Here is a 13320-nt window from a genome sequence, read left to right on the forward strand (position 1 = left end):
CGCACCCTTTTTCCATTGTCATTTCCTTATTCGACAATGACTTATGCCCATTCGATCACCGAATTAACCGGCAATGCATTTCGCATCGAATTAACTGAAACAAGGCCTGATTCGGCTTCAATTTTTCGATTAGCTTCCGATGAACTTGCACTAGAATCAACTTTGCTCAACCGGATATCCGCATGACGTCCCCAACCCACAATCCCGGGACATCGTACGGATAGCTTCGTGATTCCGCACGGAGTGCGATCCGGTTGTAGCGGGAGAGACACAGCGTCACGTCACAATCGCACGGGCCGGTGCGATGGGCGGAGCCGAGGTTCTTCGTCACAGGAGAATCCCTGCCATGCTGTCAATAACATTAATCGAGCTCTTTTAAAAAGCCGCCGACTATGCAAAGTAGCTACAACCTGGGGTTAGTCGCGTTTTCCCTCATCATCGCGACACTCGCGTCCTACACGGCGCTCGACCTTGCCGACCGGATTTCCCTGCTCGCCTACGCACGCTCGCGACAGATATGGCTCGCAGGCGGGGCGCTGGCGATGGGCATCGGTATCTGGTCGATGCACTTCATCGGCATGCTGTCGTTCTCGCTGACCATACCGCTCGGCTACGACTTCGCGGTGACCTGCTACTCGCTGATCATCGCCATACTCGTTTCGTGGTTCGCGCTGTTTATCGTCACGCGCAAACGGCTCGGTCTGGGCCGGCTGCTCGCCGGCGGCATTCTGATGGGACTCGGTATCGCCAGCATGCATTACGTCGGCATGGCCGCGATGCTGATGCATCCCGCTATCCACTACGACCCCGTCGTGTTCGCGCTGTCGATCCTGATCGCGATCGCCGCATCGACGGCGGCGCTCTGGGGTGCGCACTCGCTGCGGGGCACGGATCATCAGCACGTCATGCGCAAGCGGATCGGCACGGCCTGCATCATGGGCGTGGCGATTGCGGGCATGCATTACACCGGCATGGCGGCGGCGAATTTCGCGCCCGACGCGATTTGCGGCGCAACCGGCGGCATCCGGCCGGAATGGCTGGCGGCCGCCGTGATTCCTTCGGCGCTCATCATTCTGGTCGCGACGCTGCTGGTGTTTCATCTCGACGCGCGCGCCAAGTTTCTCGCCAATTCGGTGACGCAACTCAACGATCAGGTGGACCGCATTCGCGGCTCGACCCGCTGACGGGGTCTGTCGATCGTCTTGCCGCAGTAGTGCGATGAACCGGCGGCACGTGACTGGCTTCGGTCGGTCCGCGCCGGTTGGCACATCTTCAGCGCGTGGCCGGGATACGCTCGCGGCGCAGCATTTCGCTCAATCCCAGCGAATGACCCGGGTCGTAATAATGAATGAGCAGCGTGCGGCGCTGCCCTACTTCGACATCCAGATTGCCATGCTGGATCGCGAATCCATTGAATGCGTAGACGCTGCCCACCTGCACGGGTATGCGCGAACAATTGCCGACACGCAGATCGCGCAACGTCAGCCATCTGCGGCACGTTAGCGGCAGGCTGCGCAGAAAGCCATGACGCATCTTGCAGATCATATTGCCCGGCGTTGTCACCGATAGACGCGGACGCCGATACATCACCAGATCGCCATTGGAAATACCGTCCGGCGCGAGTTGCAGCGGAATAAGAAAGGTCAGTAAATGGGAATCGTAGTGACGGTTGTTACTTTCGGCTCCACTCGCCTTGCTTGCACAACGGAGTACATGAAAAGGCTTTAACGGCAAATCGATCTGTCCGGTTCTTGCGGCCTTTTCGCGCGCATCGGCGCAAACTGTCTCCTCCAGTTTTTTAAATGCATCGCCACGGCGTATCAACTCGGCCGCGGTCTCTCCTGACTGCGTCCGTTGCGGCGTGTTACCGAATGAGCGGTCGATCATCTCGTTAATTGCGGCGATTGTCTCAACTGGAATCACACTGTGATAAGACTGCAGTGCAACGCCTTTGTCGATTCGAATTCTTTTCGCCACGGTTTGACCTGTTGCGTCTGACAAGGAGCGCATATTTATGTGGTTGCCGAAAAAGGGTGAGAACGAGAATCAGCCTCAAAATATTCCTTGTCAGACGCATGTAATGTACGGCAGCGAACGCAAACAGATGTTCCGGCCGGAACACCCGGCACAAACCGCGACTAACTTTCTTCTTATCTAATCCATACCGTTAAGGCGATTTGAATTGAATAGTGCGCTCTATTGTTTTGGGCGTTCCTTCAAGCTTTACGCCTCTACGCAAAGCGCTCCCGATAAGCCTGCGGCGTAACGGCGACGGCCCGCAGCAAACTGCGCCGCATGGTTTCTTCACTGCCAAATCCGCACCGTACCGCAATGCGTTTAACCGGCAGCGACGTTTCGCTAAGCAAACGCAAAGCGGCTTCAGTGCGGATCTGTTCGATTGCCCGCGCAGGTGTCTTGCCGGTTTTCGCGCGGTAGTGGCGCATGAAACTCCGCTCGCTCATTCCGATACGCCCGGCGAGCGCGGCAACTGAGAGATCGCTGTTCAGATGTTCGACGATCCACGCGTGCAGTTCTCCGAATTGATCGCCGTCTTTCTGCATCAGCAAGGTCGTGCTGAATTGCGCCTGCCCCCCTGGCCGCTTGAGAAAGACCACAAGTTCGCGCGCGACGTCGAGTGCCAACGCGCGGCCTGAATCTTCTTCGACCAGCGCGAGCGCGAGATCGATACCGGCGGTGACGCCGGCAGAAGTCCAGACCGTCCCGTCCTGAATGAAAATCGGATCGGGCTCGATCTGCAATGCGGGGTATTGCTGTCCGAGTTCATTGCAGTGCGCCCAGTGCGTGGCGACACGGCGTCCGTCGAGCAAACCGGCTGCGGCGAGCAGAAACGCACCCGTGCAGACCGACGCGACGCGCCGCGAGTTGGCGGCATGTCGCTGGACCCAGCGGATGAGGCGCGCATCCCGCGAGGCCGCGTGAACCCCTCGCCCGCCCGCGACGATCAGCGTGTCCGAGCGCTCGTTCGCCGACGGCAACGGATACGCGGCGAGTCCTAACCCAGCGGACGACACCACCGGCTCCGACTGCGCGGCAATCACGCGCGGCACGTAAGGAGCAGGAAGACCACGCTGACGCGAGAGTTCGTTCGCGGAGGCGAACACTTGCAGCGGTCCGGTGACGTCGAGCAGTTGCACGTCGGGAAAAGCGAGGATGTCGATCGATCGGGGCTGTGCGCGCATGGTCGAGTGTTCAGGCGGATGGCGGAAAATGTGGGCTCTATGTCATTCCCGCCATACGGTAACTGGGTACAGTGAGGTTGTCCATCACCGCTATCTGTTTCCGCGTTTCGGCACCCCGGCAGAACACCGCAACCTGCTCAACACCCCTTACCAACCCTTACCCGACGAGGTTCCGCGATGACGCTTCAGATTGGCTTTCTTCTGTTCCCCGACGTGCAGCAACTCGATCTGACCGGACCACACGAAGTATTCGCGTCGCTGCCCGATACCGCCGTCCATCTCGTAGGGAAAGATCTCGCGCCGCTGAAGGCCAGCAGCGGGCTCACCTTGGTCCCGAATACCACGTTCGACACTTGCCCGGCACTCGATGTGATTTGCGTACCCGGCGGCGCCGGCGTCGGCGATCTGATGGAGGACGCTGAAACACTCGCCTTCCTGCGACGTCAGGCGGATCACGCGCGCTTTGTCACGTCGGTCTGCACCGGCTCGCTCGTTCTCGGCGCGGCGGGCTTGCTGCGTGGATATCGCGCGACGACGCACTGGGCGTCGCATCATCTGCTTGAGCCGTTGGGGGCGATTGCCGTGCGCGAGCGGGTGGTCTGCGATAGAAACCGGGTGACAGGCGGCGGCATTACCGCCGGAATCGATTTCGCGCTGACGCTGGCGAAAGAACTGATCGGCGAACAGGAAGCGCAAGCGGTTCAGCTACTGCTCGAATACGCGCCCGCTCCACCGTTCGATGCCGGCAGCCCGGAGAGCGCACCGCAGGCAGTCGTGGAGTCGGTGCGCCGGCGGTTTGCGGGTTCGATAGCGCGGCGCGAAGAAATTGTCGCGCGGGTGGCCGCAGGGTTCTGATGCGCCCGGCACTCTCGGCGCGAATAAAAAAAAGATCAGTGAGTAATCAATAGCGCGGATAAACACACAGCGAAGAAGTGCGAATCGGGCGCGCATTGCACGCGCCCGACCCGGCTTCTCCGCTGTTTCTGGCGACTACGCAGTCGACTATCCGGTAACCCCGTCACGCCCTAGCGCCACATACCGTAGCTCATCACCGGCTGCGCACGGTACGCGTACATACGCGGCGTCGCGACATAAACTGGCGGCCGGTAAACCTGATACGCAACCGGCGGCGCCATGGGCTGCATGACATCCACCACCGGCATTTCCTCGTATTGCGGCTGCATGTACTGCTGCTGACCGTAGACCGGAACGTACTGGACGGGCGGCGGCGCATAGTCCTGCCGCACGTACACGGGCTGGCTATCCGCATAGACCGGCTGCGGCTGAGCCTGAACATACTGAGGCGCGGGCTGATACTGCATCGGCGCGGGAGCGTATTGCTGCGCCTGATAAGCCTGCCGGTACTGTGGCTGCGGCTGTGGCTGATATTGCTGTGGCTGCTGCGGAGGTTGCGGCACCTGGCGTTGCGCGTACTGGCGAGGTTGTGCCGGAATACTGGTGTACTTCGAATTGTCGTCTTCAGGAACGCCGGCCGGCAGCGGCGGTACATCCACGCGGGCCACGTCCGTCTTCGCAGGTTGCCGCTGACCGTGGTTATGCGAGTCGATCATTGCGTTGTAGCCTGCCTGGTCTTCCTTACCGCGGTTGATATAGCCATTGCGATAAGCGCGCGCCACGTCCGACATTTTCGCGTTCGGATCTTCTTTCATGCCGTCCGCATTGACCTGATACTCGTTTGGACTGAGCGACGCCGCGGGTGCATCCTCGTCGGCATAAGCCGTCTCGGGACCGTCGGCCCATGCCGGGCCGCACTGTAGCGTTAGCGCAGAGGCAACCGTCGTTACCCCAAACCCTAAAAGCGTTTTTATTCTCACGATCCACCTCGCGGCCGATTAAGAATTCAAAAAACAAAGTTCGCTTGTGTTGCCCCGTGCGGCGATTATCCGTGCGCCGTGCAATAGCTATTTTCTAGCACATTCCATTGACCGTGGCACATTTTTTTCTATATATATGAGGCGGTTAGCGCACTGTCAGCTTCCCGGCGAGCCGACGTAAGATGAAGCGGAAAAAACAACCGATGACGAAGCCGCGTTGATTGCTTTATCAACGGTTTTGCGAATACTCGTTTAAGAGAATTGACAAATTAATTGCGGCGTATAAAGCAGATTGCCGGGCGAGTGCTTTCAGGAATAAACCGCCAGGCGAATACGCAAACGAGTACTTCCGGCCACGCTCCAGCTTCTCTTTTTCTGTACGTTGCCGCGCGAGACAGAAGAGAACCGCCAACTATTTCTCACCTTTCTTTTCTTTCCGATGCCCTGGTCGCAGTACTGTCTCCTTTCTTTGCTAGCTTCTGCTTTCCACCCTGCTGGTTTCACAACAAAGGATCTGTACAGATGAGCGTCATCCATTTCATTGGCGGCGAGAAAGGCGGCGTAGGGAAATCACTGGTAGCCCGGATTCTGGCCCAGTACTTTATCGACGAAAACATTCCGTTCGTCGGCTTCGACACCGACAGATCCCACGGCGCGTTGCTGCGCTTCTACTCGGACTTCACGGTTCCGGCGGTGCTGGACCGGCACGACAGTCTCGATCCGATCATCGAACGTGCGCTGGAAAATCCCGGGCAGCGGGTTCTGGTCGATCTCGCCGCGCAGACGCAGCAGGCGCTCGGTCAATGGCTGGAGGACACGGATGCGGTCGGCCTGGCCACCGAACACGGTCTGACGCTGACGTGGTGGCATGTGATGGACGCCGGACGCGATTCGGTGGACCTGTTGCGGCAGTGGCTCGACCAGTTCGGCGGACGCGTCAAGCTGGTGATCGTGCTGAATGAAATTCGCGGCGACCGCTTCGACATCCTCGACGCGTCCGGCGAACGCGAGCGCGCCGAAGCACTCGGCGCGAGCGTGGTGACGTTACGCCGTCTGCCCGACGCGACGATGCAGAAGGTCGACCGGCACAGCGCGAGTTTCTGGGCGGCGGTCAATCATCAGGACGGCGCGGGGGCCGCTCTCGGGTTGCTCGACCGGCAGCGCGTGAAAATCTGGCTGCATCGCGTATATGGGGAGCTGGCGAAGGTCGGCGTTTGATGGCGGAAACATAGCGGACACGCGGACGTCAGAACCGACGGCCCAAAGCAGGCGGCCATTCGGGTTCACCCACTGGAACAATCGTCTCCGGTGGGCGAACCCGCAACGACATCAATCCTCTCGCGCCGCCACGACCGGAATCGCATCGATCGCCCATCCGCTGACTTCGCGCCGCGCGGGCCCGGGAATCGCGCAGGCCAGGCGGCCGCGATAGTCGCGCTCCACCCGCGCCTCGTCGATCCGGCACCCCTGCTTTTCGAGTTCGAGGACCCGGCGTCGAAACGCAATCTGCAACGCGTCCGATTTCACCGACACTTCCCGTTGCCAGTCGTCCGGGACGCGCTCGGGTCTAACCCGCCGCAATATCTCGTGATCCTCGCGGAAGATACGCAGATTGCGATTCACGGTCACGCGGTCGAACAGCGCCGAACGCATGAACGTGCGCCCCATCATCCACCATGTGCGAGTCCGGTTCGGTCCGACCGGGACGTGCGCCGACACGATCTGGATCGTCCATCCATCACGCGGCCGCAATTCGAGCGTCACGCACGGCCCCGACAGATGAAAACCGGGCCGCGTCTCGACCGCCACCGTCTCTCCCGTCGCCCGCCGACGCAGCAGTCCTTGCCTGACCGGTCTGCGCATCGTCATCGTGGCGTCGCCGCTCCAGGAATCGGTGCGCACCTCGAATGCGTCAATCTGCGGATGATCCGGGTCGCCGAAAGTCGACCCGTGTACGAACGGCGCATGCGCGAAGTCGAGCCCGTTTTCGATCACGCGATCCCAGCTGGCGTCCCAGTCGAAGTGTCCGGACACGACGCGGAATGCCGGATCGTCGACCCAGTCGAGTGCGGGCAACGGTGGCCGCTGGTCCTCCGGCAGATCGCCGAGAAACGCCCAGATCCAGCCGTAGCGTTCGACCACCGGATACGCATCGACGCGCGCCTTCGCGGGAATGCGCAGGTCCGGTTGCGCGGGAATTTGAGTGCAGACGCCATCGCCGTTAAATCGCCAGCCGTGATACGGGCACTGCACGGTGTGCGCTGCCTTCGTGCCGGCCGACAACGACCCGCCGCGATGCACGCAGATATCGGACAGCAGACGCGCCGCGCCGTGTTCGTCGCGAAAGGCAACGAACGCCTGACCGAGCAGTTTGACCGGCAGCAGCGCGGAACCGAGTTGTGTAGAAGGAGCGACGACGTACCAGAGATTTTTTAGCATTGGGTTAAGCATTGCACACTGCCCGGGTGTGCTTCGTGGTCGGGTTGCGCCACATGCACAGTTGCTGCACGCCGATCTCGACGGAGAACAATCGGGCAATGACTGGTTCAGGTGCGCCGCCTTCATTTACCAGGGCGACGCGAAAACTCGCGCCGCGTGCCGCATCTACGAAGGCATGCGACCACGGCGTACGCGTCGACAGGCAGCCGTATTCCGCGAGAGTGCGTGCGGCTATCGACGAACCCGCTCGACGACAGCCAATGTACCTGAATCACTCGCAAGCCCGCATTTTTGCGGGGACGTGTAAGCAATTCGCTCCTCTCAATTCGAAGGAGCGCTCTATAGATTTGCCCGGCCCTCCACCTCCCAAAGCGCATCGGCCCGACTACCATGCACGTTTTCCTTGCCGCTTGCGGCGCACTCCATGATCGGGCTTTCGCATGAGTCTTCTGTTTCGTCTATTGCTTCTGATTTTCACCAGCCGTCGCCGTAGCCGGTTGAACGTGCTCGACACCTGCATCACCCCGTTTCGCGTCTGGCTAAACGACCTCGACGTTTTGCTCCACATGAACAACGGCCGCTATCTGACGATCCTCGATCTGGCGCGCGTCGATCTGATGATGCGCAGCGGCCTGTGGCGGCAATTGAACACGCAACGCTGGTATCCGGTGGTCACGCTGGAAACAATTCGATTTCACCGCTCGCTAGAACTCGGCAATCGTTACGACGTGCGTACCCGTGTTATCGGCTGGGACGAAAAACATATCTTCATCGAGCAGGGATTCGTCCGCGATAACGTCGAAATTGCACTGGCCGTCGTGCGTGCACGATTTCTGAAGCGCAGCGGCGGTATCGTGACGACCGCCGAATTGATGCAACTCGCGGATGTATCACAGCCATCGCCGGTATTGCCCGAATGGGTCGCCCGTTGGAGCGACGCGGAAGGCGGCATGGCGTTCCAGCCGGCGTCTTCGCCAAAACAGTAAACGATCGGCTAAAAAATGTCAGCCGCACCCGTCCGTTTCAATCGTTTATGCGCGCCGTCAAATCTCCTCGAATTCCGGTTTGCCAGATCAATTGTCACCGCCTAGACTCCGTAAGATGACGCAGTGCAACACGCGGCACATGACCGTTTAAAACCACGGGCCGGGCCGCGTGACAACTAGTCGGCGCAGCTGCACGCATGTCATTGCTTTGCCCTGGCTTTTGCCGATCATGGGCGACATCCGCGTGTTTTCATGCCAGGCCCGTAATCCGGTCCTACTGCCGCGCAGAAGCGGCCCCGCAGCATCGGCCACACCTGAGCAGCCACGCAGTAGCGCCGACTCTTCGAGGAGGTTAAAGCGGCATGCACGACTCCAATCAGCCACTCGATACACCCGATACGCCTGACGCATCCGCTCATCCCGCCATCGCTTCGCCGTACGCATTCCCGCCGTTCACGGCTTTCGCGCACGCCGCCGCCGACTACGCGATCGACGCGTGGCAACGCTCCGTGCTGTTCGCCGACGTGATGCGCGAGCGCGGCAACCAGTACGAAACGCATCTGAACGAACGCACGCCCAATGTGCTCGATTTCAGCGTCGAATTAATCGTCGACGGACGCACGTTGCCGCGCCCGGTCAACTACGGACTCGTGCGCATCGTCGCCCCCGCCGATCTGCAAGCCCATCACGATCCGGTCGAGGAGCACGATCCCGGACGTCTGCGGCCCTTTGTCGTGTTCGATCCGCGCGCGGGACACGGCCCGGGAATCGGCGGCTTCAAGCGTGACAGCGAAATCGGCGCTGCATTGCGCGCGGGGCATCCGTGCTATTTCGTCGGCTTTCTTCCCAATCCCGTTCCCGGTCAGACCGTCGAGGACGTGATGCGCGCCGAAGCCGCGTTTCTCGAGAAAGTGATCGAGCTGCATCCGGGTAGCCCCGGCAAGCCTGCCGTGATCGGCAATTGCCAGGCAGGCTGGCAGATCCTGATGACCGCCGCGATGCGCCCGGACCTGTTCGGGCCGATCATCGTCGCGGGCGCTCCGGTTTCTTACTGGGCCGGCTGGCGCGGCAAGAATCCGATGCGCTATTCCGGCGGCATGCTCGGCGGTTCGTGGCTCACCGCGCTGACCGGCGATCTCGGCGGCGGCCGCTTCGACGGCGCGTGGCTCGTGCAGAACTTCGAGAACCTCAATCCGGCGAATACGCTCTGGCAAAAGAACTACAACCTGTACGCCAGAATCGACACGGAAGCGCCCCGCTATCTGGGCTTCGAAAAGTACTGGGGCGGCCACGTGTTTCTGAACGCGGTGGAAATGCAGTACATCGTCGACAACCTGTTTGTCGGCAACCGGCTTTCAGGCGGCGACATCGTGCTATCTGACGGGGTGCGCCTCGATCTGCGCAATATCCGCTCGCCGATCGTGGTGTTCTGTTCGTATGGCGACAACATCACGCCGCCACCGCAGGCGCTTGGCTGGATCACGGACCTGTATCACGACGACGCCGAACTGTTCGGACACAAGCAGACCATCGTCTACGCGACGCACGACAATATCGGCCATCTCGGCATCTTCGTGTCGAGCAGCACCGGGCGCAAGGAGCATCGCGAATTCGTCAGCAACATCGATCTTATCGACCTGCTTCCATCCGGCCTGTATGAAGCGCAAATGGGCGCGAAAACCGAGGCGACGCCGCACGCGGAACTGGTCGAAGGCGATCATGTACTGTCGATTTCACCGCGCAGCATCGAAGACGTGCGCGCGATCGTGCAGCCGGACGACGAAAGCGATCGACGCTTCGCCACCGCCGCTTATGTGTCGAATCTGAATCTCGGCCTGTATCGCGGCTTCGTCCAGCCGTGGGTGCGTTTGTGCGGGACACCGTGGGGCGCGGAGCTGGCGAGCCGCCTGCATCCGCTGCGGGTGCCGTATGAAGCGTGGTCGGATCGTCATCCGCTGGCCTCGGGCGTTGCGCAGGCCGCTGAACGCGTCAAGGAAACGCGCGAACCCGCCGCCGTCGATAACCCGTTCTGGCAGATGCAGAATGCGGTGTCGGATTCGATCGTCACATCCCTGAACCTGTATCGCGACGCGCGCGACGCCGCGGTCGAACAGATTTTCGAAACGGTCTACGGATCGCCATGGCTCCAGGCGCTCGCGGGCCTCGCTCCGCAGCACGGCAGCGCGCACGCGCCATCACACGACGTCAACGCGCGACACGTACCGGTTGCCATTGAACAGCAGCGGCTGCGCGAGACCATGTCGAAAGGCGGACTCGTCGAAGCAAGCATACGTGCGCTACTTTTCGTGCGCAGAACGCATGGAGTCGCCGACGAGCGCCGCTTCAACCAGGCGCGCGCCATGCTCGGCACCCTGTCCGATCAAGGCGTTCTTTCGTTCAAACAGGTGATTCGCGAACAGGCCGAACTGCTGCGCCTCGATGCCGACGCCGCGCTTGACGCGCTGCCCGGCATGCTCGCGGGCACAGCGCCTGCCGAAATCCATCAGGCTGCACGTCACATCGACAAACTCAGCACCACGTTACCGCTCGACGACAACGAGCGCGCCGATCTGGCTCGCGTGCTGACCATTTTTGAATCTGCGTCAAAGACAAAAAAAGCGCCGCCTGACAAGGTGCGTCAGAAAGTCTGAATCGTTCGGGCAGGTTGAACGGTTCGAGCGGTTCGAACCGTTCCGTTATCGACACGCCAATCCAGGGCCCAGCACATGGAACACAAACGCGAGAAGTACGAACGCCTGATCGCCTTCGCCAAAACGCTACCGCCGCTGCCGACCGCCGTCGCGCATCCGTGCGATCACGATTCGTTGTCTTCGGTCATCGAAGCCGCCCAACTTCATCTGATCGCGCCGATCCTCGTTGCGCCGCGCGCGAAGCTGGAAGCGGCCGCCCGCGAAGGCAATCTCGATCTGGGCGATCTGCCCATCGTCGACGTAGCGCACAGTCACGCGGCCGCCGACATGGCGGTGCAACTCGTGCATGAAGGCAGCGCGCAGGCGCTGATGAAAGGCTCGCTGCACACGGACGAACTGATGGCCGCCGTGGTCGCGCGCGGCACGGGTTTGCGTACCGAACGGCGCGTCAGCCACTGCTTCGTGATGGACGTACCAGGACACGAAGACCCGCTGATCATCACCGACGCAGCCGTGAACATCTCGCCGACGCTCGACGAAAAACGTGACATCGTGCAGAACGCGATCGACCTGGCTCACGCATTGCGTTTTCCGGCTGCGCGGGTTGCGATTCTGTCGGCGATGGAAACCATCAATTCGAAAGTGCCCTCCACGCTCGATGCCGCCGCGCTGTGCAAGATGGCCGACCGCCAGCAGATTACCGGCGGCATTCTCGACGGCCCGCTCGCGCTCGACAACGCGATCAGCGAAGAAGCCGCGAAAACCAAGGGCATCCGCTCGCCGGTCGCCGGGCACGCCAACGTGCTGGTCGTGCCGGACCTCGAAGCGGGCAACCTGCTCGCCAAGAGCCTGTCGTTTCTGGCGGGCGCGGATGCTGCGGGCATCGTACTGGGCGCGAGGGTTCCCATCATCCTCACCAGCCGCGCGGATTCGGTGATGACGAGGCTCGCGTCGTGCGCGGTCGCGTCGCTCGTTGCGCTGGCGCGGCGCGAGAACCTTTCTTCCGTCATCGTCTGAGAGGGGCGCTCGCATGGACGTCATTCTGGTCATCAATGCGGGTTCGTCCAGCATCAAATTTCACGCATTCTCGGTGAACGGCGGCGTGCTCGATCCAATTGCCGGTGGCAAGCTCGAAGAGATTTACAGCAATCCCCGCTTTCAGGTGAAACGCCAGGACGGCGAAATCGTCGACGAAAAGCGCTGGCCGGAGGGCGAGCGTCTCGGCCACGACAACGCCATCGCGTTCCTGCTCGACTGGTTGCGCGGACACGCGGGCGACGCGACCTTGCTCGCGGTCGGCCATCGCGTGGTACACGGCGGCGAACGTTATTCCGAACCTGTGCGTGTCGATGACGAAGTGCTCGCGCAACTCGAATCGCTCGTGCCGCTCGCGCCGCTGCATCAACCGCACAACCTCGCGGCAATCCGTTCGATCCGCTCGCGCAATCCGCAGCTGCCGCAAATTGCCTGCTTCGATACCGCCTTCCATCACACGCAACCGGCGCTTGCCACGCGTTTTGCGCTGCCGCCCGACATCACGCAACGCGGCGTGCGGCGTTACGGCTTTCATGGTCTGTCGTACGAGTACATCGCGAGCGTTCTGCCGCAATACGACGAGCGTGCCGCGTACGGCAAAACGGTGGTGCTGCATCTCGGCAACGGCGCGAGCATGACCGCGCTCAATCACGGTAAAAGCGTCACCAGCACGATGGGCTTCACCGCCGTCGAAGGACTCGTAATGGGCACGCGTTCGGGCAGCCTCGACCCCGGCGTCGTGCTGTGGATGATGGAAGAAGCGCACATGGACGCGCGCGCGATCGAAGCGCTGTTGTACAAGCGCTCGGGTCTGCTAGGCGTCTCGGGCGTATCGAGCGACATGCGCACGCTGCTCGCGAGCGACGTGCCCGCCGCCGCCGAAGCCGTCGATCTGTTCTGCTATCGCATCTCGCGCGAACTCGGCTCGCTCGCGGCCGCGCTCGGCGGTCTCGACGCGATCGTCTTCACGGCGGGCATCGGCGAATATGCGGCACCGGTGCGGGAGCGCGTGTGCCGCGCGGCGGCATGGCTCGGCGTGTTGCTCGACCCGCAGGCGAACGCGAAACACGGCCCGCTTATCAGCGACCCGCAAAGCGCTGTCGATGTGTGGGTCATCCCGACCAACGAAGAATTGATGATCGCGCGACACGCGTTGCACCGACTGGAGGAGTAA

At 61.3% G+C, this 13320-nt stretch carries 10 protein-coding genes and 1 pseudogene; 7 read left to right on the top strand and 4 right to left on the bottom strand.

Features of this window, described 5'->3' with window-relative positions:
• Positions 1 to 392: 392 nt before the first annotated feature.
• Positions 393 to 1184, top strand: a complete 792-nt coding sequence (locus BLS41_RS24510; RefSeq protein WP_074769523.1) for an MHYT domain-containing protein — start codon at positions 393 to 395, stop codon at positions 1182 to 1184.
• A gap of 88 nt (positions 1185 to 1272) precedes the next feature.
• Here BLS41_RS24510 and BLS41_RS24515 read toward each other — a convergent pair whose 3' ends face one another.
• Positions 1273 to 1977 (bottom strand): hypothetical protein, encoded by a 705-nt coding sequence (locus BLS41_RS24515; protein WP_253189754.1) that lies wholly within the window; start codon positions 1975 to 1977, stop codon positions 1273 to 1275.
• A 254-nt stretch (positions 1978 to 2231) separates the two neighbouring features.
• The gene (locus BLS41_RS24520) at positions 2232 to 3200 is read right to left on the bottom strand and encodes a GlxA family transcriptional regulator (protein WP_074769527.1); all 969 of its coding nucleotides are present in this window, start codon (positions 3198 to 3200) and stop codon (positions 2232 to 2234) included.
• Between the two features lie 177 nt (positions 3201 to 3377).
• Here BLS41_RS24520 and BLS41_RS24525 point away from each other — a divergent pair, with 177 nt between their 5' ends.
• Positions 3378 to 4055: a DJ-1/PfpI family protein gene (locus tag BLS41_RS24525; protein ID WP_074769529.1), complete on the top strand. Its 678-nt coding sequence runs from the start codon at positions 3378 to 3380 to the stop codon at positions 4053 to 4055.
• Between the two features lie 170 nt (positions 4056 to 4225).
• Here BLS41_RS24525 and BLS41_RS24530 read toward each other — a convergent pair whose 3' ends face one another.
• Positions 4226 to 4870: a hypothetical protein gene (locus tag BLS41_RS24530; protein ID WP_253189755.1), complete on the bottom strand. Its 645-nt coding sequence runs from the start codon at positions 4868 to 4870 to the stop codon at positions 4226 to 4228.
• Between the two features lie 687 nt (positions 4871 to 5557).
• On the opposite strand from BLS41_RS24530, the gene BLS41_RS24535 reads away from it, so the two are divergent.
• On the top strand, positions 5558 to 6253 hold the full coding sequence (locus tag BLS41_RS24535; RefSeq protein WP_074769533.1) for a P-loop NTPase family protein: 696 nt from the start codon (positions 5558 to 5560) through the stop codon (positions 6251 to 6253).
• Between the two features lie 111 nt (positions 6254 to 6364).
• On the opposite strand, the gene BLS41_RS24540 is transcribed toward BLS41_RS24535, so the two are convergent.
• Positions 6365 to 7474 carry an aromatic ring-hydroxylating dioxygenase subunit alpha gene (locus tag BLS41_RS24540; RefSeq protein ID WP_074769535.1) on the bottom strand — a complete coding sequence of 370 codons (1110 nt, stop codon included), beginning with the start codon at positions 7472 to 7474 and terminating at the stop codon, positions 6365 to 6367.
• Between the two features lie 440 nt (positions 7475 to 7914).
• Here BLS41_RS24540 and BLS41_RS24545 point away from each other — a divergent pair, with 440 nt between their 5' ends.
• The 4 genes and pseudogenes from BLS41_RS24545 (at position 7915) to BLS41_RS24560 (ending at position 13320) form a co-directional block, all read left to right on the top strand.
• Complete coding sequence (locus BLS41_RS24545) at positions 7915 to 8460, top strand: thioesterase family protein (RefSeq protein ID WP_074769537.1); 546 nt, start codon at positions 7915 to 7917, stop codon at positions 8458 to 8460.
• 362 nt (positions 8461 to 8822) lie between these two features.
• Positions 8823 to 11111 carry a DUF3141 domain-containing protein gene (locus BLS41_RS24550; protein WP_074769539.1) on the top strand — a complete coding sequence of 763 codons (2289 nt, stop codon included), beginning with the start codon at positions 8823 to 8825 and terminating at the stop codon, positions 11109 to 11111.
• A 39-nt stretch (positions 11112 to 11150) separates the two neighbouring features.
• Positions 11151 to 12128 (top strand): annotated as a pseudogene (locus tag BLS41_RS24555) (phosphate acetyltransferase); the annotation flags it as partial.
• 13 nt (positions 12129 to 12141) lie between these two features.
• Complete coding sequence (locus BLS41_RS24560; protein WP_074769543.1) at positions 12142 to 13320, top strand: acetate/propionate family kinase; 1179 nt, start codon at positions 12142 to 12144, stop codon at positions 13318 to 13320.

Origin of the sequence: Paraburkholderia fungorum (genome assembly GCF_900099835.1) — a bacterium.
In the GTDB taxonomy this organism is placed as follows: domain Bacteria; phylum Pseudomonadota; class Gammaproteobacteria; order Burkholderiales; family Burkholderiaceae; genus Paraburkholderia; species Paraburkholderia fungorum_A.